Origin of the sequence: Sphingomonas sp. 37zxx (assembly GCF_000786205.1) — a bacterium.
In the GTDB taxonomy this organism is placed as follows: Bacteria; Pseudomonadota; Alphaproteobacteria; order Sphingomonadales; family Sphingomonadaceae; genus Sphingomonas.
Window position 1 is genome coordinate 22,551 of the sequence record NZ_JROH01000002.1, and the last position, 22,216, is coordinate 44,766.

General features: G+C 64.7%; 20 protein-coding genes and 2 pseudogenes. 5 read left to right on the forward strand and 17 right to left on the reverse strand.

What is annotated here, in order from left to right; genetic code table 11:
* The first annotated feature begins 125 nt into the window (after positions 1 to 125).
* A complete protein-coding gene (locus tag QU44_RS01240; RefSeq protein ID WP_033919627.1) occupies positions 126 to 761 on the forward strand; it encodes a hypothetical protein in 636 nt (211 codons plus the stop codon).
* A 365-nt stretch (positions 762 to 1,126) separates the two neighbouring features.
* Here QU44_RS01240 and QU44_RS17630 read toward each other — a convergent pair.
* A pseudogene (locus QU44_RS17630) lies at positions 1,127 to 1,273 on the reverse strand (integrase core domain-containing protein); the annotation flags it as partial.
* A 25-nt stretch (positions 1,274 to 1,298) separates the two neighbouring features.
* Between QU44_RS17630 and QU44_RS01245 the strand changes: the two are divergent.
* Positions 1,299 to 1,637 (forward strand): annotated as a pseudogene (locus QU44_RS01245) (hypothetical protein); the annotation flags it as partial.
* A 2-nt stretch (positions 1,638 to 1,639) separates the two neighbouring features.
* Here QU44_RS01245 and QU44_RS01250 read toward each other — a convergent pair.
* The 3 genes from QU44_RS01250 to QU44_RS01260 all read right to left on the reverse strand — a co-directional run bounded on the left by QU44_RS01250 (position 1,640) and on the right by QU44_RS01260 (position 8,450).
* Entirely contained in the window at positions 1,640 to 3,826 is a 2,187-nt protein-coding gene (locus QU44_RS01250; protein WP_033919629.1) for a GH92 family glycosyl hydrolase, read from the reverse strand.
* 22 nt (positions 3,827 to 3,848) lie between these two features.
* Complete coding sequence (locus QU44_RS01255) at positions 3,849 to 5,429, reverse strand: rhamnogalacturonidase (protein ID WP_033919630.1); 1,581 nt, start codon at positions 5,427 to 5,429, stop codon at positions 3,849 to 3,851.
* Positions 5,430 to 5,498: 69 nt separating this feature from the next.
* Positions 5,499 to 8,450, reverse strand: coding sequence for a TonB-dependent receptor (locus QU44_RS01260; protein WP_052134214.1), 2,952 nt, complete (start codon positions 8,448 to 8,450; stop codon positions 5,499 to 5,501).
* A 301-nt stretch (positions 8,451 to 8,751) separates the two neighbouring features.
* On the opposite strand from QU44_RS01260, the gene QU44_RS01265 reads away from it, so the two are divergent.
* From QU44_RS01265 to QU44_RS01270, 3 genes are all read left to right on the forward strand, one after another.
* A complete protein-coding gene (locus QU44_RS01265) occupies positions 8,752 to 9,024 on the forward strand; it encodes a hypothetical protein (RefSeq protein WP_033919631.1) in 273 nt (90 codons plus the stop codon).
* A gap of 19 nt (positions 9,025 to 9,043) precedes the next feature.
* On the forward strand, positions 9,044 to 9,262 hold the full coding sequence (locus QU44_RS18080; protein WP_131600855.1) for a hypothetical protein: 219 nt from the start codon (positions 9,044 to 9,046) through the stop codon (positions 9,260 to 9,262).
* Positions 9,263 to 9,578: 316 nt separating this feature from the next.
* Positions 9,579 to 9,833, forward strand: a complete 255-nt coding sequence (locus QU44_RS01270) for a hypothetical protein (protein WP_033919632.1) — start codon at positions 9,579 to 9,581, stop codon at positions 9,831 to 9,833.
* A gap of 30 nt (positions 9,834 to 9,863) precedes the next feature.
* Here QU44_RS01270 and QU44_RS01275 read toward each other — a convergent pair whose 3' ends face one another.
* From QU44_RS01275 to QU44_RS01335, 13 genes are all read right to left on the reverse strand, one after another.
* Positions 9,864 to 10,103, reverse strand: coding sequence for a hypothetical protein (locus QU44_RS01275; RefSeq protein ID WP_131600853.1), 240 nt, complete (start codon positions 10,101 to 10,103; stop codon positions 9,864 to 9,866).
* Positions 10,100 to 10,282, reverse strand: coding sequence for a cbb3-type cytochrome oxidase assembly protein CcoS (gene ccoS, locus QU44_RS01280; RefSeq protein ID WP_033919634.1), 183 nt, complete (start codon positions 10,280 to 10,282; stop codon positions 10,100 to 10,102). Before ccoS ends, QU44_RS01275 begins: the two co-directional genes overlap by 4 nt.
* The gene (locus QU44_RS01285) at positions 10,279 to 12,420 is read right to left on the reverse strand and encodes a heavy metal translocating P-type ATPase (protein WP_033919635.1); all 2,142 of its coding nucleotides are present in this window, start codon (positions 12,418 to 12,420) and stop codon (positions 10,279 to 10,281) included. The genes ccoS and QU44_RS01285 overlap by 4 nt, the downstream gene beginning before the upstream one ends.
* Positions 12,417 to 12,875 carry a FixH family protein gene (locus QU44_RS01290; protein ID WP_033919636.1) on the reverse strand — a complete coding sequence of 153 codons (459 nt, stop codon included), beginning with the start codon at positions 12,873 to 12,875 and terminating at the stop codon, positions 12,417 to 12,419. The genes QU44_RS01285 and QU44_RS01290 overlap by 4 nt, the downstream gene beginning before the upstream one ends.
* Positions 12,872 to 14,290, reverse strand: coding sequence for a cytochrome c oxidase accessory protein CcoG (ccoG, locus tag QU44_RS01295; RefSeq protein ID WP_052134215.1), 1,419 nt, complete (start codon positions 14,288 to 14,290; stop codon positions 12,872 to 12,874). The genes QU44_RS01290 and ccoG overlap by 4 nt, the downstream gene beginning before the upstream one ends.
* A gap of 98 nt (positions 14,291 to 14,388) precedes the next feature.
* On the reverse strand, positions 14,389 to 15,318 hold the full coding sequence (gene ccoP, locus QU44_RS01300; protein WP_033919637.1) for a cytochrome-c oxidase, cbb3-type subunit III: 930 nt from the start codon (positions 15,316 to 15,318) through the stop codon (positions 14,389 to 14,391).
* A complete protein-coding gene (locus tag QU44_RS01305; RefSeq protein ID WP_033919638.1) occupies positions 15,311 to 15,478 on the reverse strand; it encodes a cbb3-type cytochrome c oxidase subunit 3 in 168 nt (55 codons plus the stop codon). Before QU44_RS01305 ends, ccoP begins: the two co-directional genes overlap by 8 nt.
* Positions 15,475 to 16,206: a cytochrome-c oxidase, cbb3-type subunit II gene (gene ccoO, locus QU44_RS01310; RefSeq protein WP_033919660.1), complete on the reverse strand. Its 732-nt coding sequence runs from the start codon at positions 16,204 to 16,206 to the stop codon at positions 15,475 to 15,477. Before ccoO ends, QU44_RS01305 begins: the two co-directional genes overlap by 4 nt.
* A gap of 10 nt (positions 16,207 to 16,216) precedes the next feature.
* A complete protein-coding gene (gene ccoN, locus QU44_RS01315; protein WP_081987796.1) occupies positions 16,217 to 17,989 on the reverse strand; it encodes a cytochrome-c oxidase, cbb3-type subunit I in 1,773 nt (590 codons plus the stop codon).
* The gene (hemA, locus tag QU44_RS01320; protein ID WP_033919639.1) at positions 17,989 to 19,200 is read right to left on the reverse strand and encodes a 5-aminolevulinate synthase; all 1,212 of its coding nucleotides are present in this window, start codon (positions 19,198 to 19,200) and stop codon (positions 17,989 to 17,991) included. Before hemA ends, ccoN begins: the two co-directional genes overlap by 1 nt.
* A 115-nt stretch (positions 19,201 to 19,315) precedes the next feature.
* A complete protein-coding gene (locus tag QU44_RS01325; RefSeq protein WP_033919662.1) occupies positions 19,316 to 20,002 on the reverse strand; it encodes an OmpW/AlkL family protein in 687 nt (228 codons plus the stop codon).
* A 144-nt stretch (positions 20,003 to 20,146) separates the two neighbouring features.
* Positions 20,147 to 21,259: an NAD(P)/FAD-dependent oxidoreductase gene (locus QU44_RS01330; protein WP_033919640.1), complete on the reverse strand. Its 1,113-nt coding sequence runs from the start codon at positions 21,257 to 21,259 to the stop codon at positions 20,147 to 20,149.
* Positions 21,256 to 22,200, reverse strand: coding sequence for an alpha/beta fold hydrolase (locus QU44_RS01335; RefSeq protein WP_033919641.1), 945 nt, complete (start codon positions 22,198 to 22,200; stop codon positions 21,256 to 21,258). Before QU44_RS01335 ends, QU44_RS01330 begins: the two co-directional genes overlap by 4 nt.
* Between the last annotated feature and the right edge of the window lie 16 nt (positions 22,201 to 22,216).

Below are 22,216 nucleotides of genomic sequence, written 5' to 3' on the forward strand. Positions count from 1 at the left end.
CAAATCATGCGACTCGCAAGTAACCTGCCGACGACCATCAGGCAGCCTACATTGGATTGACTCGGGAGATAATGTGCAGGACAAGACCAAGCGAAGGCTGGGATAGCAGACAGAAAGCAGACATCATGTCGCGTCGCGACGTTCAACCAGTCGGCACTGGCCGCCTATTGCAACGCGCGGTCGCGCCGGGGCTGCCCGGTCGGCAGCGGATCGTGCGCCCGCCGCCCCGCGCCAATGCGGAGGCGCAGGAACTCGTCGTCCAGCCCGGCGGCACCTTCGCGATGCGATCCGCTGAGCGGCACACGCTGGTGCGACCGTCGGGCACGTTCAATTTCGTGCGAGTGGAGGGTGAGACGTCGCGCACCCGCGCGACGCTGATGAGTTCGGGCTTGCCCCACGCCCAGATCGCTGCCGGTCGGCCCGTGGTCTATGCCGGCACCGCCCGGTTCGACAGTGGCGCGATGGACTGGTGGAGCAATTACTCGGGCACTTACCAGCCGATCGACGCCTTTCGCAGCCGCGCGGGACTGCCGGAGGACAAGTTCGTACCATGGCAGCGTCTCGCTTTGGGCGGCGTAGCGATGCAGCGCGGCGCCTTCACCGAACGCCGCACCGCCGCGCCACCACCCACGCCGCAAAAGCGCGAGGTTACAAACGGTCACACAGCGTCCGCACCCCCAAAGCCTGCCGCTCCCATTGCTGTTCCGCCGTCGCGCGAACCAACAGCCGCGAACGTGGCGACGCCGAAAACGTCGCGCTAACAGTAGCTTGGCACGTTCTTGCAGTGGATGGATCGTTGGCAATGCGGGCATGTCATTGGTGGCGGCTCGGTGAGCGTATCGAGGATGGCGTGGCGTACGGCTGGCAGGGTTGGTTGCGCCACGAGTGCCTGAGCGAACTGCTTGGTCCCGGCATTTGCAGGATCACATCGAGTGTGGGTCGGTGGGACCGTGATGTCCGGATTTTGCAGATGTGTTCGAACGGCTTGCGGCGCTTGAAAACCCGATCCAAAATTTATTGGACGGTGCCCCCATGTTGCGATTCAAGCCGCCTTGGGGACGAGATGGCATTAAGCATAGCAGGGGCCAGCGATGACCTGCCCCCACCGAGTGGACCGGGTTGATTGTTAGTGGATTATGTTCGTTGCCGCCATATCCGGGGCAGGTGGTCGGCAACCCAAGATGCTGTGCGGACGGACTGTGTTGTAATGCCGCCGCCAAGCTGCGATCAGCACTTTTGCCTCGGCAAGACTGTAGAAGATCTCGTCGTTTATACCAAGGTTCATTGACATGAACCTTGGTATAAACGACGCCCCTGCTCTTGCTTCGGCCGACGTCGGCATCGCGATGGGAACCGGCGCGGACGTGGCGATGGAAAGCGCGGGGATCACCCTGCTGGGCGGCGATCTGATGGGCATCGTTCGGGCGCGGAAACTGGCCCGTGCTACGATGCGGAATATCAAGCAGAACCTGGGGTTTGCTTTTACCTACAACGCCTTGGGCATACCCGTTGCGGCAGGTATGCTGTATCCGTTCACCGGCATGCTGCTGTCGCCGATGATCGCTGCGGCTGCGATGAGCCGTTCATCGGTTTCGGTCATCACCAACGCACTGCGGCTCCGACGCATCGCGCTATGATCCTATTGCCCCCAGCGCGTCGGCTTGTCCGAAAGCGTCAGGACCAGTTGGCCGCCTGCGGTGATCTCTGCCTGGTGCAGGAAGGGGGTGGTCAGCGGCTTTCCGTTCAGCGTCGCCGAGGCGATGTAGATCCGTCCCGGTCGCCAGTTGCGCGCGGTGATGACGAAACGGCGGCCCTCTTCGCCCGTGATCACGCCCTGCGGCTGGTGCGGCGCGTGGAGATAATAGAGATCGGTCGTCAGCTTGGGGAACAGCCCCAGCCGGTTGAACACATAATGCGAACTCATCGCGCCATTATCTTCGTCGCCGGGATAGGCGTCGGGCGTAAAGCGCTGGAAAATCTGGTTCGCCCAATAGCTGGCCAGATCGGGCCGGCCGACATCGCTGAACAGCCACGGCGTGGCGAAGCTGGGTTCGTTGGTGATGTCGATCAGATTGGCGTCGAGCGCGTGGCGCAGCCGCGCGACGAACCGTTCGCGCCCGCCCATCGCGGCCACCATGCCCGGCACGTCGTGCAACAGGGTGTAGGAATAGACCCAGGCCGTGCCCTCATAAAAGCCGACATTGTCATATTTCTTGCCGTCCCAGCCCAGCTTGGGGTCGATGGCCTGGAAGCGGCCATCGGCATAGCGCGGCAGGATGAAGCCCGAAAAGCCGTCGCTGGTCGCATCCGGGTTCCACACCTTGCGCCAATTGTCCGATCGCGCGAGCAACGCCTTGGCCTCGTCGGCCTTGCCGATCGCGGCGGCGAGCCGACTGGCGTAGAAATCATTGAGTGCCAGGGCGGGCGTGGACGAGCCGGACTTGGCGCGCTGGTTATCCGGCTCCGGGCTGCGGTCGCCGACCGCGAACCAGCCATCGATCAGATAGCGCGGCCGCCGCCCTTCATAGGCATTGTGCAGCGCGACCGGTGCCGCCTGTTGCCAGTCGATACCGGGCACACCACGGATCAGCGCCTCTCCCAGCACATTATCGACATCATCGCCGCCCTGCCCGACGTGATAGTTGCGCCCGGCGATAAAGGCGGTGTGCGCCGCGCCATACCGCGCAAAGGTCCGCACGATCGAGGCGACATTGTCGCGATACACACTGGGTCGCAGCAGCGACATCAGCGGGAAGCTGGTGTGATAGGTGTCCCACAGCGTATAATAATCGTCCCAGTGCGGCGTCGCGCGGTCGGCGACAGACTGGTCGCGGCTGCGGTCGCGCGGCTGGATCGCGCTGTGATAGAGCGCGGTGTAGAAACGGCGCTTGTCGGCATCGCCCACGCCGTCGATCGTGGCGCGCGCCAGTTCGCGGTTCCAATCGGCGCGGGCGCCGGCCCGCACCGCCTCGAAATCCCAGCCGGCAATATCCTCCGCCAGCAGTTCGGCGGCGCGCTCGGCACTGGTGAAGGATACCGCCAGCTTCATCAGAACGGGCGTATCGGGCGTCGCATCGAACTGCCACCAGCCCGCAAGCTGGGTATCCGCCGGTGCGGTCGCGCTGGTCGCGCCGGGGCGATCCTCCTTGCCCACCCGCAGGCCCCAGCGCGTCGGCTTGCGATCGAGCTGGGCAACGAACCAGATATCGACTTCGGCGGGGTTCCAATAGCTGCGCGCCCGCACACGCCCGTGGATGCGCCCGGTGGCGGGATCGAGGGTTACATCCGCGCCCGCGCTGGCCAGTTCGCCGCGAATCTTGCGGGTGATGTCGAACACCATCGTCGCCGGTGCGCCCGCCGGATAGGTAAAGCGATAGAGCGCGGCAGTCGGCGCCGGCGTCACTTCGGCGCGGATGCCGTAGCGCGTCAGGGTGACGGCATAGGCATCGGCGGCCAGCACCTCCTCCGCCTTGGGCGACAGATGCTGCGCCTCTTCGAACACGGGATCGCCCGTCTGGGGAGAGACCAGGAACGTGCCATAGGTCGTCCGCCCGCCCGAACCCTGGGTGTGGAGTTGGGCAAAGCCGCTGATGGGGGCGTCCTTGTCATAGCCCGCATTGCTGCCGGTCAGCGTTTCGGGGCTCGGATGGATGGAACCCGCCGGTCGCGCCGGTCCGGGAATGGTATCGCCCTGATCGTCATTGCCGGTGCCGATGCGCGGATCGACATAGCGATAGAGGTCGGTCTGCGCCGCCGCTGGCAGCGCCATGCCCCCCGCGAGCAGCAGGGCCGCGACGGTCGCATGGCGGGATGAACGATGGCGCATCTTCTTCTCTCCTGAACGCGCGTTACCATTTGGTGCGGATCGGCCCGTCGATGCGGCGATCCGCCAGATCGCGGCTGCCCCACAGGCGAAAGCGCGATACCGCGTCCAATTGGAACGCTGTGCCTGTGGGCACCCGGATGTTGCCCGCATCAAATCCGTCCACATCGCGCAACCAAAAGGCAGGCCGCTGATCCACCGCCTGCGTCTGAAACTCGACATTCGAGAGCGCGATATTGCGGGCGTGCCGCACGAACAGGCCCGTTGCGGGCAGATCGCCGAACATGTTCGGTTCGGGATAGCCTGCTGCATTCTCCGGCGGGTCGATCGCCGCCATGGCCGCAGATTGGCCGCCGATCTGTTCGACGAACAGGTTCGAGATTCGGATATCCTCGACCGGATGGCCCGCCACCCCCGCAATGATCGACGGCATCGGTGCCGCACCGGAGGCGACGATATTGTCGATCAGCACGCGCTTCAGCGTTCCCGGAACCGCCCCCGCCGGTCCACGCATCCGTCGGCCCAGCCGCAGAAACAGGGGCGCTGTCGTCACGTTGCGCAGGGTGAGGTTGGTGATCGCAATGTCTTCCAGACCTGCGCCGTCCACCGTTTCCAGCGCCAGCCCGCGACAGCTATCGAACACGCAATTGCTGATCGCGAAATTGCGAAAGCCGCCATTGGATTCGGTGCCCAGCTTGATCCGGCCATGCGTGCTTTTGGGCGCGGGCGGAAAGGGGCGGAAGCTGCCGTCGAGTACCGATCCGACCACGTAGCTGCCGCTCACCGTGCAATCGCTGATCCTGACATTTTCCGTCCAGCGCGGATAGCCGAGCGCGAACGAGGATTTGGGGCAGATCGCATCGTCCCAGGGCGAATTGATCGTGCACCGGGTAACCGTGACATTGCGGCAGCAATCAATGTCCAGCCCGTCGCGATTGGTGTCGATCAGCAGATTGTCGATCGTCATATTGTCGCAGCCGGTGGCGAGCAGCGCGAACCAGCCCGCCTCCAACATGCGGAAATCGCGCAAGCGAATGTTGCGGCACAGCTTTAGGGCGATGGCCTTGTCGCCCACGCCCGGACGGCCGGAAATCGGGCGGCCTGTGTCATAGTCATGGCCGCGCCCCAGGCCCTTGCCCCAGATCAGGCCGGAACCTTCGATCGCAATATCTTCCAGCCCCTCACCCCAGATCAGCGCGTTGCGCCAATGGCCATGGCCATGATCCTGATAGGCGGCAAAGGCGGGCGGCAGATCGGGCGCGATATCATAGCCGTATGCCATCCCCTCGATAGGCGTATCCGCCGCCAGCAGCACCGCCCCGGCATCAAGGTGCAGGGTGATGTGGCTTTTCAAGCGGATCGTGTACGAACGATAGGTGCCCGCCGGCAGCCACACCGTGCCGCCGCCCCGCGCCGCCGCATGCTCGATCGCGCGATTGATCGCGGGGGAATCCAGCGCGCGCCCATCCCCTTTCGCGCCAAAGGCACGGACATCGACGATCGCCGCCCCTCGCGCCATCGCCGCCGTCAGCGGGTGCGCAAACCCGAGCGCGGCAATCGCCGCAGCCCCTGTCAGCACGCCGCGCCTGTCGATCACCAGCCCCATGGCTTCACCTCCCCATAAAAGGACGGCACCCCCCGCGCCCGCAGGGTGCGCCGCCTTCTCAACGCCCGATCAGAATGTCGCGCGCGCTGTCAGCGCGAAGGTGCGCCCGTCATAATCGGCGCGGCGGATCAACCGTTCGTCATTCTCATATTCGATCCGGATCGCGTTGGTGAGGTTGAAGGCGTCGAACGATAGCGAGAACTGCTCGTTGACATTGTACGATGCCGAAAGGTCGAACTGCCCGCGCGACTTCACGCGCCGCGCCGCGCCGGTAAAGGTACCCGCCGACGCAAGATCATATTCGCTGCGGACGTTATACACCAGGCGCAGGCCATAATCCTTGGTCTCGTAATAGCCGATCATATTGGCGTTATGCTTCGACACGCCCGGCAACGTGGCCGCCGTCCCGTTCGCCGTCGTGCCGCTGATGTCGGTATAGGCATAGTTGAAGCCGCCGCCCAGGTTACGCAGCAAGCCCGGCAGGAAATCCAGCGATTGCTGGATGTTGAATTCGACGCCGCGAACCGTGACCGGATTGGTCTGGTTCACAAAGCCGCTGGCGGCGACCAGATATGGCGTCGGCACCGCGCCGCCGGTGAAGATCTGGTCGCTTTCGCACCGATCGCCATTGATCCGCAGCGTGCCAAGGCCAAGCGCGGCGGCATCGGCGGGGCACAACTGGGTCGGATCGCTGATCTGCGCAATCAGGCCGGTGATCCGCTTCTGAAACGCCGCCAGCGAAACAATGCCGTCGGGCCGGTTATACCATTCCAGCGACATATCGAACGAAGTCGCGTCATAAGGCCTCAGATCGGGGTTACCGAGTGTGAGCGAATAGACGCCATTGCTGGGATTGCCGACCACCGTGGCGGGCGTGAACTGGCGCGGCTGCGGGCGCACATAGGTGCGATAAGCGGCACCGCGCAGCAGCAGATTTTCGGTAATATCGGCCACCAGGATGAACGACGGCAGCCATTTGCCATAGGTCTGTTCATAGGTGTTGCTCCTGAAATCGTTCGGCGAGCCGATCGTGCCGGTCAGCGACACCCGATCGAGCGCGTCGATCGTGTTGCGCGCATATTCGTACCGCATGCCGCCATTGCCGCGAATGCGGACGCCCCCCAGCTCGATCTCATATTTCAACTGGGCATAGGCCGATGCGACATCGGTCTGATTGGTGAAATTGAACAGCGCATAATTATTGTCGTTGTAGCGGATGTTATAGCCCGACGGCGAAAGCTCGCCCCCCGGATAGACGGTTACCGGCGTGAGCGCGGCAATGGCTTCCTCTAAGCGCGCAGCCTGCCAATTGGTGTTATACGTGCCAAGCTTGCCACCGAAAAAGTCACCCACCACCGGCGCGGTACCGAGCAGGGCGCCGGTGATGTTCTGTACCTGCAATCCAAAGGCCGATGTACGATAGCCTTCGGAAACGAAGCGATTACGCTCGAAACGGGCACCAAGCTGGATTCCGCTGAGAACGCTGCCCGCGAACGTCCGCTCGACTTCGGCCTGCCCTGCGAATAATTCGTTGGTCGCATAGCTTTGGGTACCGGTGAATTGCAGGCGGTTGGTGCGCCCGACAGCGGTTGGCGTGTCGAAATATTGCGAGGGTTCGGTGACTCCGGCCCAAAACCAGGGTGGCGGCGCGCTGACCACCAGCGGCGTCGGTGCCAGCGCATAATAGAATTTGGAAACATCGCCCGCGCCCGTGCGGAGCGTTCCACTGCCGCCATTGCCGGCGACCGTCTGGATCCGATCAAAGTCGAGCGAGGTTTCCTCGGATTGGTTTTCCGCCTTTGACACCGTCAAAATGGTCGATACGCGCCATGCATCGGTGCTCCATTCGCCCTTGCCGTCCACGCCCCAACTGCGCTGGCGGATTCCCAGTTCGCGGGTCGACATGCGCGCATCGGGATTGGTGAAGCTGATGTCGGTGACCACGTTGCGGCCATCGTTCAGCTCGATCGGGTTGGTCAGGGCAGTGATGCCGCTGGTGACATTGGCATCGACGATCGAGATGAATTGCGTCGTCTTGGGGAGCTTACGATCGGTGTAGAAGCCGGTCAGGCTCAGCCGCGTATCGTCGTTCGGCTTCCATTCGGCACCGGCGGCACCGGTATAAAGATTGCCTTCGTTCAGGCGCGAATATTGGCGGATCGATGATCCATAGAGCACGCCCGCGGTAGAATTAGTGCCGGTACACGAAGGGCAGGCCGCGGATTGAGCATAATAGCTACCCAGGATACTGGCATTGGCCTGGGCCTGCGCCGGAGAAAAATTGGAATAGCTGTTGAACTGCACCGAATCGCGGCGGAAGTTTTCATTCTTATATGCAAGGACACCGAAGACGGCGAAGCGATCGGAAAAGATATGGTTATATCCGACCGTCGCGCCGGGCGCGAAGGTTTCGCCGAGCTGGTTATACTCCATCGCCGTCTTGATGAAGCCGCCTTGCTTGCGTTCCAGCGCGGTAGCGATCTGAAGATCGACATTGCCTGAAAGGCCGCCCGACTGGGCATTGGCCATCGGCGACTTATCAATCATGATCGCACTGAAAATATCGGCGTTGAACGCGCCCAGCGGGGCGGCTTCGCCGAGGATCGGTTCGGCAAAGGCAACGCCGTTCAGCGTCATGCGAGCATATTCGCCGGGCAAACCGCGCAGGTTGATCGTCGCATTGCGGCCCTCGGCCTCGCGGTTGATCTGCACACCGGGCACGCGCTGCAACGCCTCGCCCACGTTGAGATCCGGGAAGCGACCCAGGCCATCCGACGAAATGCCGTCGGTGATCGCGATTTCGTTGCGCTTCGAACGGATCGCGTCGGTGTAGCTTTGGCGGAAGCCGGTGACGACGATTTCCTCCTCAGCCGACATGGGCGGTTCAGCGGCCTCCGCCGTGTCCTCCACCACAGGCGCAGGCGGCGCGGCCTCTTGTGCAAAAGCGGGTGTGCCCGCCAAGGCGGTCGCCGCGAGCAACATGGCGGCAAGCGAACGACGGCGCAGTGTAAAAACGATCATTTTGGCCCCTCTCCCCTTCAGTCAGGGCTTGCGCCCTGTTCAGCCGCATCGCTTGCGACTTTGTTCTTGCGGGACGCCCGCTGCCGCGAAGCGGGGCGTCCTTGTTATCCGGACCAACTAAAACAAATTGTCTGAGTATGTCAAATTATACGTTTTATGCGCAACATCACGCAAGTTATCGAACCTCATGCATCTAGAATAATGCTCAATATCAGTATGATACCAGGATCGACGATCTAGACAGCACCCGGTGAACGAGGCTGCGAAAGGCATGTAAAGTTGAGAATTTGGCCACTGGTATATGGCCCCGGCGCATTTACGCGCACAGCAGACGGCGGCACCCGGTCGGCGCGCGCCCGCCTTCTTCATCGAACACAGTGATCGCGTGACATTGTCGGGCGTCACCATCCGCCATGCTGGCTGCATGGGGGTGATCGCGCAAATGAGCCGCAACATTCGTCCGGATCGCTGCACTGTCGCGCCCGCGCCGGAATCGGGCCGGATCATTTCGGCGATGGCCGACGCCACGCATTTCCTGAACTGGTCAGGCACCGTCACACTCTCCAACGGGTGATTTTCCAGCGATAGCGGTGATGCCGGGGCTAGCCGCACCCGCCGCCGCTGCCACCCTCCAGGCGCGACCCATCGAGGGCGTGCCGCAAGATGGCGAACGGCACTGGCCGGGTGCGCCCTATTGGGCCGATCGGCTGCAGGACTGGCGTCGATCAGGACGCTGGATCGAGTGCCTGTGCGGTGAAGCTGGGATGGAGTTGCGCAGCGTGGCGCGGCTCACCCGTTCACTAGTGGATTGATTTTGACATTCGCATCCCGCCTGCGGCACGCTCTCGCTGCGAATGTCAAAATCATAAAATCCACTAGAATCACATAATTGCTAGTGGTCCTGGAGATTCTGACATTTGCTCCTGACTGAGCCGAAGGGGGTAGCAAATGTCAGAATCGGACCACTAGGGCCGACCGGCAACGGCGTGATCGAAGCGGATGTCGGGATGGTCGAGAGGGGGAACTCGCTCGTCTCGTCCCCGCCGGGCCGGGCGCAAGAGATGCCCGATCGGCATCGCCCCAGCCATTTGCGCTGACGGCCGGGAACATTGGCGCTATCGATGCGGCATGGCCAGGAAGAAGCGCTATCTCACCGCAACGATGGCCGACGGCTATTGCAAGACGATCGGCCCCACCGCCGCGCCATTCTCTCATTTCTGGCGCATCGTCGCCCGTCTCGAAAACGGCAAGACCGAGGTTTTCTGGGGCCACGCCAATTCGCTCAAGGAAGCAACCGGCAAGAAAGTCGCGGCAGGCGAGGCGGCAAGGCAACGTGGCTGGGAAAGTTTTGATTTCGAGGTCGTCGAACTCAGCGACCACTGATGGCTTCGGCCAGGTCGCACCGCCGCGCCATTATTCTTCGTCGGATTGCTCGCCTGCCCGGCTGCGGATGCAGGCCATGTGGCATCCCGCCGGCATGTCGTCGCGGTCGCGTGGCGGCTTGTCGAACGGAATACGGATCTGGGCGGCATTGTCGCCGCACATCTGCACCATCAGCACCGCCTCACCCGTAGCGCTGCCCGCCGCCAGCGACACGGTCGACATGGCTGCGGCGAGCAACGCCATCACGCCGCCAGCAACCCGAACGGTCATGGCTCACCCTGAACCTTGGCCGGCGGCAGGTCTTCCCCCGGCTCGTCTTCGATCAATATCCTGAGCGCCGCACCGTCGAGATCGTCGAACTGGCCCGACGACGATGCCCAGAAAAACGCCGCCAGCCCCATCAGGCCCAGCAGCAGCGCGATCGGGATCAGGATGGCGACGATGTTCATCGCGCCGCCGATCGCAGCCGCAGCGCGTTGGCCACCACCAGGATCGACGACCCCGACATCGCCAGCGCCGCGACCAACGGTGTGACCAGCCCGGCCATCGCCAGCGGCACCGCCAGCACGTTGTAGCCGATCGCCATCGCGAAATTCTGCTTCACCACCCGCGCGGTCCGCCGCGCCGCCGCAATGGCGATCGGCACCGGCATCAGGCGATCGCCAAAGAAGACGAGGTCGGCAGCCTGCCGCCCGACATCGCTCGCCGCCGCCGGGGCCATGCCGACACTCGCACGCTTCAGCGCCGGGCCGTCGTTCAGCCCGTCTCCCACCATCAGGACGTGATGCCCCGCCGCTTCAAGCGCGACGACGCGATCATGCTTGTCCGCCGGCGACATTTGCGCGCGCGCCGGCAGCCCGAGCTGCTGCGCCAGTGCATCGACCACCGCCTGGCCGTCCCCCGACACGAACTGCGCGTTGAGGCGCAACGCGCGCAGCCGATCGACCGCCGCCGCTGCGTCGGGCCGGGTCGCATCGGTGAACAGGATCGGATGCACCGCGCCGTCGCCGATGCGAAACCAGGTGGTCGTCGTCGATTGGCTGGGATCGGTCGTCGGCGAAACCCAGGCAGCGCGCCCCAGCCGCGCGGTCACGCCGTTGATCACCCCCTCGACGCCGTTGCCGACATCCTCGCGAAACTGCGTCGCCAGGGCGGGCGCGACGCCGGCGTCTTCCAGCGTCCGGGCAATCGCCTTTGCCAGCGGGTGGCGGCTGGTCTGCGCCAGCGCCAGCAATATCCGCCGCGCCTGTGGGTCTTGGGGGATACCCGACACCGGCTCGAGCCGCCCCAGCGTCACCGTGCCGGTCTTGTCGAGCAGCACCGTGTCGATCGTCGCGAGCTTTTCGAGCGCCGCGCCGTCGCGCACCAGCACCCCGCGCCGCATCAATGCGCCGGCGGCGACCACCTGCGCCACCGGCACCGCAAGGCCGAGCGCGCAGGGGCAAGTGATGATCAGCACCGCCACCGCGATCAACAGCGATTCATGCCAGCCCGCACCCGCGATCATCCATCCCGCCAGGCTAAGCGCCGCCAGCGTGTGAACGGCGGGCGCGTATAGCCGCGAGGCGCGATCGGCGATGCGAACATAGCGCGACTTGCTTTGCCCCGCCGCCTCCATCAGCCGCGCAATGTCGGCGATCACGGTGCTGTCGGCCAGCGCGGTCGCGGTCACCACCAATGGCGAGGTCAGGTTCATCGTGCCCGCCAGCACCTGCCCGCGTGGCTCAATGGGTTCGGGGGCGCTCTCGCCGGTCACCAGACTGCGATCGACATCGCTGATTCCCTGTTCGACGATGCCGTCGACGCCGATGCGTTCGCCCGCCGCGATCAGGATGCGCGCGCCGATACCGACATCGGCGATCGGCATCCGCGCGACCGAGCCATCCGTCGCCATCACCATCACCTGGTCGGGCAGGCGGCGCAGCAGCGCGGTGACGCCGTCCTGCGCGCGTTCGCGCATCACCGTGTCGAGCAACCGCCCCGCCAGCAGGAACGCCACCAGCATCACCGCGCCATCGAAATAGGCGTGCGCGCCGCCGATAGCGGTTTCATACAGGCTCATCGCGCAGGTTACGACGACGCCGATCGTGATCGGCACGTCCATATTGGTCCGCCCGACCCGCACCGCGCGCCACGCACTGACGAAGAAAGGCCGCCCGGCATAAGCGATTGCGGGCAGCGCGATCAGCGCCGACAGCCAGTGGAACAGCTCGCGCGCCGCACCATCGGCCCCCGACCAGACCGATACCGACAACAGCATCACGTTCATCGCCGCGAACGCCGCCACCCCCAGCGCCTTGGCCAGGGCGCGGCTTTCGCGCACCTCTGCCGAGCCTGCCTGCTCGACCAGCGGATGCGCCGCATAGCCGATCCGCTTGATCGATTCGATCAGCGCATCGGCATCGATCCCCGGCGCATGCGCGACCGCCAGCCGCTTGGTGGTGAAGTTGATCCGCGCCGACGACACCGCCTCGATCCCCAGCAACCCGCGCTCGACCTTGGCGATGCAACCGGCGCAGCTCAGGCCCTCGACCACCAATGTCGTGGTGCGATGATCGGCGGCGCGGATCGCGGTGCCTACGTTCACAGCGTGATGTCCTGCTTGAACCGCGCTTCGGTCTCGCCGCGCTGGACCGCGATGCGCAGGATCCACCGGCCGGGCTGCAGCGCGTGGCGCGCGGCATAGCGCCCGTCGCGCGCCGGGGCCAGGGCGAGCCGGGTGGCGGGAACCCGGCCGAGCGGATGTTCGGCCATCACCACCACCGCCGCGCCATCGACCGGCCCGTCCGGCCCACGCAGATCGACCGCCAGCACCCCGCCGGGCTCGCCCGATGCCTCGACGCTCCACCCCAATTGCGCCTGCGCACGGGCTTCCCCCAGCCAGCCGTTGAACCGCTGGCTGGCGACATAGCTGTTTTCGACCACGACGCCGCCGAAGGTCCGGCTCGCCTGCGTCGCCATGATGACGTTCACGGTGACGACGACGGCAAAGAACGCGACCATGATCGCGGTCATGTGCCAACCGGTAAATGGCTTGGTCATTGCGTTCCCTTTGGACGTTCGAAGCGGCTGTCGTCGCTGGCGCTGGCATGGTCGCCGTCGAGCGCGCGGACGGTGAAGCGCAGGTCGCTATGCTGGGGGCCGTCGCCCGGCGCGGCGACGAACAACTGCGCCTTGGTGACCTGATCGGGGTCGATCGCGAGTTGCACCGCGCGCCCCGCCGTCTCACGGCTGCCGCGCTCGTCCCACAACAAGGCGGGCTCGCCCTCTATCGCGATCTCCACCCGGCGCGGGCGTGTTTCCATGTTGCGGATTTTCACGGTGTAAGTGTTGCGGATCGACCCGTCGGACAGTTGCACCCATTGCGGGTTGCGCGTCTGGGTCACGCTGATGTCGAGATGCGATCGCGTTTCGAGCGCGAACAGCATCACGGCACCGATCGCGCCCCAGCTGCCAAGATAGACCAGCGTGCGCGGACGAAGCATCCGGCGCAGCGGTGCGACCGAAGGCTTGCCGGCGCGCGCGGCATCGTCATCGGCCTGGGTGGAATAACCGATCAGCTTGGGCTCGCGCCCGACGCGCAGCATCGCATCGTCGCAGGCATCGATGCACAGGCCGCAGGTGATGCAGCCGATCTGCGGCCCGCCGCGAATGTCGATGCCAGTGGGGCAGACCGCGACACAGGCGTTGCAATCGATGCAGTCGCCGATCCGCAGCGGATCGGGGCCGTCCCCCGCATCGCTCTGCGCGCGCTTCAACCCGTGCGATCGCGGTTCGCCGCGCCATTCCTTGTACGTCACCGTCAGCGAATGTTCGTCCATCATCGCCGCCTGGATGCGCGGCCACGGGCACATGAACTGGCAGACCTGCTCGCGCATCAGCCCCCCCAGCACATACGTAGTGGCGGTCAGCAGCGCGACGGTGCTGTAGGCCACCATCGGCGCGTCGCCGCTGAACAATGCAGGGGCAAGCGTCGGGGCGTCGGCGAAGTAGAATATCCACGCGCCGCCGGTCAGCACGCCGATCGCGATCCACACGCTATGCTTGGCAACGCGCCGCGCCACCTTCGCGAACGACCAGGGTGCGCGCTGCAGACGAATCTGTGCGTTGCGGTCGCCGTCGATCCACCGCTCGACATGCTGAAACAAATCGGTCCACACCGTCTGCGGACAGGCATAGCCGCACCACGCACGCCCCACTGCCGAGGTGACGAAGAACAGCCCGATCGCCGCCATCACCAGCAACCCGGCGACATAATAGAATTCGTGCGGCCAGATCTCGATCGCGAACATGTAAAAGCGCCGGTTCGCCAGATCGATCAGCACCGCCTGGTCGGGCGCATAGGGACCGCGATCCCAGCGCAGCCACGGCGTGATGTAATAAATCGCCAGCGTGACGATCATCACCACCCATTTGAATCGGCGAAACGCCCCATCGACCGCCTTGGGAAAGATCATGCGCCGCGCCTCGAACAGCCCGGGCGGCTTGCTCTTGCCCTGCTTGGTCTTATCCGGCCCGGCGCGAGTGCCGGGCACGGAAAGGGGCGAGGCTTCGGTCACTGCTTCGCGGCAACGGGCTGCGGCGCGGCTGCGACACGAGTAGGTGCCGGCGACGGCTCACCGCCGCCGAGCGAATGGACATAGGCGGCGAGCATCTTGATCGTCACCGGATCGAGCTGCTTTTCCCAGGCGGGCATGATGCCGCCACGGCCGTTGATGAGCGTCGTGGTCAGCGAACCGCGGTCACCGCCGAACAGCCAGATGCTGTCGGTGAGGTTCGGCGCGCCAACGGTGCGATTGCCGCGCCCGTCATCGGCATGACACGCCGCGCAGTTGTTGGTGTAAAGCGCGCCGCCGCGTGCCGCCGCCGCACTTGGCTGGTCCTGCCGCGACAGGACGCGCACGAACGACACCACATCCTCGATTTCCGCCGGTTGCAAAATGCCGTCGCGGCCAAAAGCGGGCATTTGCGAGATGCGGGTCTGGTCGTCGCCCGGATGACGGATGCCGTGGATCAGCGTCTGTTCGAGCGCCGCCATGTCGCCGCCCCACAGCCAATCATCGTCGTTCAGATTGGGATAGCCCTTGCTGCCCGCCGCGCCCGCGCCGTGGCACGCGGCGCAATGCACCTTGAATACCGAACGTCCGCCCTCTTCGGCCGCCGCCAACAGCTTGGGGTTGGCCGCCAGCTGATCGATCGGGGTTGCCGCAAGCGCGGTCATGATCGGCGCGCGGCGCTTTTGTTCGTTGGCGATGTCGCGATCGAGCTCGCCTTGGCTCGACCAGCCAAGCACCCCCTTGGTCGCGCTGTTCAGCATCGGCACCGCCGGGTACGCGATGGCATAGCCGATCGCGAAGACGATGCTGGCATACAGCGTCCACAGCCACCAGCGCGGCATCGGCGTGTCGAGTTCCTCGATACCGTCCCATTCATGGCCGACGGTGGGGGTGCCGGTCTTGTCGTCGATTCGACTGCGCTCAGCCATCGATCGCGTCCTCTTGTTCAAAGATGCTGGTCGCCGCCGTCCGGTGCGCGTCGCGTACCGAGGGCAGGAAGGTCCAGCCGGTAAAGGTGACAAACACGATGGCCATCATCACAAGGCCCCAGCTGTCGGCGAAATGGCGGAAGATGTCATAGGTGCTCATTTCGCCAGCTCGCGCGCTGCCGCCGCCTTGAAATCGACCTGGACGCCAAGGCCCTGAAGATACGCGATCAGCGCATCCATTTCGGTGACGTTGGGATTGCCGTCGAAATCGCGCGCCTGCGCGCCGGGATAACGCCGCACCAGATCGGTCGAATCGGTGTCGCCGCGTGCCTGTGTCCACACGTCGGTGACGGCGTTGCTGATGTCCTCGTCGGTGTAGGGCACCCCCTCGGCACGCAGCACCTTCAAATGGCTCGCCATGTCCTTGGCATCGACCGCACGGTTGGCCAGGAAGGCATAGGGCGGCATGATCGATTCGGGCACCACCGACCGGGGGTCTTTCATGTGCTGGACATGCCATTCGTCCGAATAGCGGGTGCCGACGCGCGCCAGATCGGGGCCGGTCCGCTGCGATCCCCATTGGAAGGGGTGATCATACATGCTCTCGGCAGCCAGGCTGTAATGGCCATAGCGTTCGGTTTCGTCGCGGAACGGGCGGATCATCTGGCTGTGGCAGCCATAGCAGCCCTCGCGGATATAGATGTTCCGTCCGACCAGCTCGAGCGGGGTATAGGGTCGAACCCCTTCGACCTTGGTCACCGTCGACTGGATCCAGAACAGCGGCGCGATTTCGACGATGCCGCCGATCGCGACGGTAACGAGCGCGAGCGCAGCCAGCAGCGTGACGTTGCGTTCGATCTTCTTGTGACGCTGGACAATGCTTGCCATGGCGAACTTCCTATCGGGCGGCAGCGACGGCGGTGCCGTCGAGCGTGGCATGGGGGGCGATGGCGGCAGCCGGGGCCGGGCGATCCTTCGCTGGATCGAACACCGGCGACGACATCGGTGCCTCGTCGCGCAGCTTGCCTTTGATCGTCATCCAGACGTTCCAGACCATGAACAGCGCGCCGGCGAAGTAGAGCAGGCCACCGGCAGTGCGGATCAGGTAATAGGGATGCATCGCGGCGACGACTTCGGCGAAGGCATAGACGAGGTAGCCGTCGTCGCCATATTCGCGCCACATCAGCCCCTGGGTGATGCCAGCGACCCACATCGCCGAGGCATAGAGCACGATGCCCAGCGTCGCGCACCAGAAGTGCCAGTTGACCATCCGCAGCGAATAGAGCCGCATGCGTCCCCACAGGCGCGGCACCATGTAATAGAGCGCGCCGAAGGTGATCATGCCGTTCCAGCCGAGCGCGCCCGAATGGACATGGCCGATCGTCCAGTTGGTGTAGTGCGAGAGCGAATTGACGCTCTTGATCGACATCAGCGGGCCTTCGAAGGTGCTCATGCCGTAAAAGGCGAGCGCGAACACCATCATGCGGATGATCGGATCGGTGCGGATCTTGTCCCATGCGCCGTTGAGCGTCATCAGGCCGTTGATCATGCCGCCCCAGCTGGGCATCCACAGCATGACCGAGAACACCATACCCAATGTCTGCGCCCAATCGGGCAGCGCGGTGTAGTGAAGGTGGTGCGGGCCGGCCCAGATGTAGAGGAAGATCAGCGACCAGAAATGGATGATCGACAGGCGATAGCTATAGACCGGGCGTTCGGCCTGTTTGGGCACGAAGTAATACATCATGCCAAGGAAACCGGCGGTCAGGAAGAAACCGACCGCGTTATGCCCGTACCACCACTGGGTCAGCGCATCCTGCACACCGGCGAACAGCGAATAGGATTTCGATCCCACCAGCGACACCGGCAGCGACAGATTGTTGACCAGATGCAGCATCGCCACGGTGATGATGAAGGCGAGGTAGAACCAGTTGGCGACATAGATATGCGGCTCAGACCGGCGGACGATCGTGCCGATGAAGATCGCCAGATAGCTGACCCAGACGATCGTCAGCCAGATATCGACATACCATTCGGGCTCGGCATATTCGCGGCCCTCGGTAACGCCCATCAGATAGCCCGTCGCCGCCAGGACGATGAACAGCTGGTATCCCCAGAAAACGAACCGCGAGAGCGCGGGGAATGCCAGTCGCGCGCGGCAGGTGCGCTGGACGACATAGAAGCTGGTGCACAGCAGGGCGTTGCCGCCAAAGGCGAAGATCACCGCCGAGGTATGCAGCGGGCGCAGCCGCCCGAAGGTCGTATATTCGCTGCTGAGGTTCAGCAGCGGATAGGCAAGCTGCGAGGCGATGACGATGCCGACGAGGAAGCCGACCACGCCCCAGAATACGGTGGCGATCACCCCCCAGCGGATGACGTCGTCATAATATTCGGTCGCCTGCGCCGCCTGTGCGGCAGCGCTCAGCGCGGGCGTGCCGACCTGGCGCATCGTCATGGCCGCGGCTGCAAAGCCTGCCAGCGCGACGATCATCATATGGACGCTGAACGGGGTATCGACCGCGACCGCCGCCAATACGACCGCCGCCATGCCGGCGAACAGCCACAGGCCCGCGCGAAGCAGCACATCGTCCTGCGGATAGCGAATCTGTGCGAACACAGAGGGCGGCGGCGCATCGCCCGCCGCGGTATTCGGGGTTCTCGAACCGTGCATCATGCGGCCTTTCGGAATGCGGGGCGGTACCAGATTTCGACCAGCGCATCGGTTAGCGCCCGCAGCATCGCAGCATCGTGCAATGGGCCGGGTGTGAAGCGCAGCCTTTCGGTGCCGCGCGGAACGGTCGGGTAATTGATCGGCTGAACATAGATGCCGTATTCGGCGAGCAGGATGTCGCTGATCTGCTTGGCGCGCACCGGATCGCCCACCATCAGCGGCACGATATGCGTCGCTGTGTCCATCAGCGGCAGGCCGGCATCGCGCAGCATCGCCTTCAGCGATGCGGCGGCGGCCTGCTGGCCTTCGCGCTCGGCGGTCGATTGCTTCAGGTGCCGCACGCTGGCGAGCGCGCCTGCGGCCAGCACCGGCGACAGGCTGGTGGTGAAGATGAACCCCGGCGCATAGCTGCGGATCACGTCGATCACCGTGCGGTCAGCGGCGATATAGCCGCCCATCACCCCGAACGCCTTGCCCAGCGTCCCTTCGATGATCGAAACCCGCTCGGCGACCGCGTCACGCTCGGAGATGCCGCCGCCGTGCGCGCCATACATGCCGACCGCATGGACTTCGTCGAGATAGGTCAGCGCGTTATACTTGTCGGCCAGGTCACAGATCGCGGCGATCGGGGCGACATCGCCGTCCATCGAATAGACGCTTTCGAACGCGATCAGCTTGGGCGCGTCTGGATCGGCGGCGGCGAGCAGTTCCTCTAGATGCGCCAGATCATTGTGCCGCCAGATCGCCTTCGCGCATCCCGAATGACGGATGCCGGCGATCATTGAAGCGTGATTCAACGCATCAGAAAAGACGATGCAGCCGGGCAGCACGCGCGCCAGCGTAGATAGCGTTGCTTCGTTCGAGACATAGCCGCTGGTGAACAGCAACGCGGCCTGCTTGCCGTGCAGATCGGCCAGTTCCTGCTCGAGCGCGATGTGATAATGGGTGTTGCCACCGATGTTGCGCGTGCCGCCCGAACCGGCGCCGACATCGTGCAGCGCCTCCTCCATCGCTGCGATCACCTTGGGGTGTTGGCCCATCGCGAGATAATCGTTCGAACACCAGACGGTGATCGGCTTGGGGCCATTATGCCCCGCGAAGCAGCGCGCATCGGGGAACGCGCCCTTGGTCCGCAATATGTCGATGAACATGCGGTATCGCCCTTCGGCATGCAGCCGATCGATCGCGCTTTCAAATATCGTTGCGTACATTTCGTAAGCCCCCGCCTTGGTCGGCTGCTGCCTAGCGGCGCGGGGGGGCTGCCCCCCATTCGCAAATATACGTAACTTGGTTACGTATGCTCCCGCGCCGCGATGTTGCTCGGGCTTACAGCCGCAGGCCGACCCCGGCCCCGACCACCAGCGGGTCGAGATGCAGGCGAAGCGACTGCTCGCCGATCGCGGTGGTGCGGAGCCGCGCGGTGGTGTCGATGTCGATATATTTGACGTCGAAATTGACGAACATGCGCGGCGTCACGTCGATGTCGACACCGATCTGCGCCGCCAGTCCCCAGCTGTCGCTCATACGCACCCGCGTCGCCCCGACCGCCGCCTCAAGCCCGTCGGATGCCTTTTCATTCCAGAACACGGTATAATTGACGCCCGCGCCGACATAGGGGCGGACATGGCCGGTGGGGTTGAAATGATATTGCGCAGTAAGCGTCGGCGGCAGCACCCAGGTCGATGCAAGCTTGCCGATCGACCCGGTGGTTCCCGTAACACCCGATGCATCATGCTTGGTCGTCGCGGCGATCAGTTCGAAGCCGATCCGGTCGGTGGCCATATAGGTCACGTCGATTTCGGGCATCACCGAATTGTTGACGCTGGCGCGCTCGGTCGGGAACGTCGGCACGATGCCGCTCGACCGCTCATTCGGCGCGACGACGATGCCGCGAAGGCGCAGCAGCACGTCACCGCGCTGTACCCCGACCCGGCCGGGATCGGACTGCGCTGCCACCGGCGCAGAAAGGACGAAGGTAGCAACCGCTGCGCATAGCGTGAACTTGATCATCATTACCTCGTTGAACACGGGAAACATCACCGGCGGCGACTGCGCCAGGCGTGCCGCGGTCGTTAGAGCGCCGCGATCGTGCTCAACATTGGGAAATATACGGACCCGCGCAGCCGGCTCCGACCATTGCCTACCAGGTGCGAATGATCAGGTCGGCGATCGCAGCCGATCGGGCGCATAGGCCGCCGCGTTCAGCCCGGCGATCCAGTCGGCGCGCTCGCGCTGTAGCAGCAGCGAGGCCGCCAGTGCCGCCGCAGCCGGCGCGGTCTGGATGCCGAAACCGCCCTGCCCGGCGAACCAGAAAAACCCCTCGGCGCGTGGATCGAAACCGTACACCGGCAACCGATCGGGCGCGAAGCTGCGAAGCCCGGCCCAGCGCCGCTCGACCGCCTCGATCCGCCAATCGACTGCACCTTCAAACCGGTCGATCGCGATGGCGACGTCGATGTCTTCGGGGGCGACATCGCGCGGCGTGTCGGGCACTTCGTCATGCGGCGACAGCCAGACGCGGCCGCCGGCTTCGGGCTTGAAATAAAACCGGTCGCGGCCGTCGCGAACCAGCGGCGCATCGGCGGCCATCGGCGGATCGACCCGCAACTGCACCATCGTCCGTCGCAGCGGCGCAATCCCCAACGGCGCGACACCCGCCATGCTGGCGACCGGATCGGCCCAGGCGCCGGCGGCGTTGACCAGCACCCCCGCCTCGAACCCGCCCGCGCGAGTTTCGAGCCGCCAGGCCCCGGCGGAGCGGGTCGCAGCGATCAACCCCGCACTGCTGACCAACGTCGCGCCGCCCCGCCGGGCCTGCGACAGATAGGCACCGTGCAGCGCGCCGACATCGATGTCCATGCAGGTGGGTTCATACACCGCCTGGGTCCATTGCGGTCGCAGCCCCGGCAGCATCGCATGCGGATCGACTCGGTCGAGCACCACGCCCGACGCGGCAAATTCGGCCAGGAACCCATCGAGCGCGCCGGCGTCCTCCTCGGTCGCGATGAACAATTCGCCGCGGGGTTTGAGAAAGCTGACCCCGCCAAGCGTAGCCGGCGGATCGCGCAGAATCGGCCCCGACGCGGTGGTGAGCGGCTGTACCCCCGGCCCACCATAGGTTTCGGACCAGAATGCCGCCGATCGCCCGGTGGCGTGATAGCCCGGCTGATCCTCACCCTCGAGCAACAGCACGCGGGCATCGCCGCCGATCGCCGCCGCCAGGCTCGCCCCGGCGATACCGCCGCCGACGATTGCGATGTCATACGTCATGCAGCTGCCCTTGCATCAAGAAAGCGGTCGATCGCCGCCAGCGCGCGATCGCGCACCGGATCGGCTTCGCGCAGGATTTCATGCGCCGCCTCTGCGCCGAAACGACAGATTTCGCTATCGGGCAATTGTCCCAGGGTTGCGATCGCCGCGCGCGGATCGACCAGCCGATCGGCATCGGCGATCAGCCCAAGCAGCGGCACCGACATCGCCGCCAGCCGCGCATCCTGCCGCAACAGCCGCGTCTGGGTGAACGCCTGCGCCACCCAGTTCCAGCTTGGCGGCCCGGTCATCAGCAGCGGGTCGGCCAGTTGCCACCAGATTTCGTCGGCATAGCGATCGGCGTCATGCGTCAGCAGCGTCTGGCGCGTTTCGGTCGTCGCCGGGCGCTCATTGCCCTTCCACGCCGCGCGCGCCGGATCGCCCAGCCGCAGCATCAGCGCCGCCAGCCCTTCGCCCAGCCGCGCGGCGACCGGCCCCTTCAGTCCCAGCATCGGCGCGACCAGCACCGCCGCGTCGGGGGCGAATACCGAATCGACCAGCGCACGCAGCACCAGATAGCCGCCCATCGAATGGCCGATCACGACATGCGGCCCAGGCGTGCCCTCGCGCCACTCGCGCCAGAACGCCGCGAGATCGGTGCCATAATCGGCGAAGGATTCGACATGCCCGCAATGCGCTGCGGGCGAACAGCGGCCCGACCCACCCTGCCCGCGCCAATCGAAGCTGGCGATCGACCAGCCCTGTGCGTGCCAATGCCCGAAAGTTTCGATATATTTCTCAAACACATCGCCGCGCCCGCCCAGGAACAGGATCGAACCGCGCGCAGAATCGCGCTGTGAAGGCCAGTCGAAGCGGCGATGATCCCAGCCATCGGGTGCCGCCCATCGCGAAATATGCGCGCCGATCGGGATCGCGCGCCGAAGTGCCTCAAAACCTGCCATGTGCGGTGGTTACTTT

What these genes read in the sequence shown, in the direction of transcription:
- QU44_RS01250 (WP_033919629.1), bottom strand. Translation starts at nt 3,826, where the DNA reads ATGCGCCATCGTTCATCCCGCCATGCGACCGTCGCGGCCCTGCTGCTC.
- QU44_RS01265 (WP_033919631.1), top strand. Translation starts at nt 8,752, where the DNA reads ATGGCCCCGGCGCATTTACGCGCACAGCAGACGGCGGCACCCGGTCGG.
- QU44_RS01275 (WP_131600853.1), bottom strand. Translation starts at nt 10,103, where the DNA reads ATGACCGTTCGGGTTGCTGGCGGCGTGATGGCGTTGCTCGCCGCAGCC.
- ccoO (WP_033919660.1), bottom strand. Translation starts at nt 16,206, where the DNA reads ATGGCAAGCATTGTCCAGCGTCACAAGAAGATCGAACGCAACGTCACG.
- QU44_RS01260 (WP_052134214.1), bottom strand. Translation starts at nt 8,450, where the DNA reads ATGATCGTTTTTACACTGCGCCGTCGTTCGCTTGCCGCCATGTTGCTC.
- QU44_RS01330 (WP_033919640.1), bottom strand. Translation starts at nt 21,259, where the DNA reads ATGACGTATGACATCGCAATCGTCGGCGGCGGTATCGCCGGGGCGAGC.
- QU44_RS01240 (WP_033919627.1), top strand. Translation starts at nt 126, where the DNA reads ATGTCGCGTCGCGACGTTCAACCAGTCGGCACTGGCCGCCTATTGCAA.
- ccoG (WP_052134215.1), bottom strand. Translation starts at nt 14,290, where the DNA reads ATGATCTTTCCCAAGGCGGTCGATGGGGCGTTTCGCCGATTCAAATGG.
- QU44_RS01255 (WP_033919630.1), bottom strand. Translation starts at nt 5,429, where the DNA reads ATGGGGCTGGTGATCGACAGGCGCGGCGTGCTGACAGGGGCTGCGGCG.
- QU44_RS01290 (WP_033919636.1), bottom strand. Translation starts at nt 12,875, where the DNA reads ATGACCAAGCCATTTACCGGTTGGCACATGACCGCGATCATGGTCGCG.
- QU44_RS18080 (WP_131600855.1), top strand. Translation starts at nt 9,044, where the DNA reads ATGCCGGGGCTAGCCGCACCCGCCGCCGCTGCCACCCTCCAGGCGCGA.
- QU44_RS01270 (WP_033919632.1), top strand. Translation starts at nt 9,579, where the DNA reads ATGGCCAGGAAGAAGCGCTATCTCACCGCAACGATGGCCGACGGCTAT.
- QU44_RS01325 (WP_033919662.1), bottom strand. Translation starts at nt 20,002, where the DNA reads ATGATGATCAAGTTCACGCTATGCGCAGCGGTTGCTACCTTCGTCCTT.
- QU44_RS01335 (WP_033919641.1), bottom strand. Translation starts at nt 22,200, where the DNA reads ATGGCAGGTTTTGAGGCACTTCGGCGCGCGATCCCGATCGGCGCGCAT.
- QU44_RS01305 (WP_033919638.1), bottom strand. Translation starts at nt 15,478, where the DNA reads ATGAGCACCTATGACATCTTCCGCCATTTCGCCGACAGCTGGGGCCTT.
- hemA (WP_033919639.1), bottom strand. Translation starts at nt 19,200, where the DNA reads ATGTACGCAACGATATTTGAAAGCGCGATCGATCGGCTGCATGCCGAA.
- ccoS (WP_033919634.1), bottom strand. Translation starts at nt 10,282, where the DNA reads ATGAACATCGTCGCCATCCTGATCCCGATCGCGCTGCTGCTGGGCCTG.
- ccoP (WP_033919637.1), bottom strand. Translation starts at nt 15,318, where the DNA reads ATGGCTGAGCGCAGTCGAATCGACGACAAGACCGGCACCCCCACCGTC.
- ccoN (WP_081987796.1), bottom strand. Translation starts at nt 17,989, where the DNA reads ATGCACGGTTCGAGAACCCCGAATACCGCGGCGGGCGATGCGCCGCCG.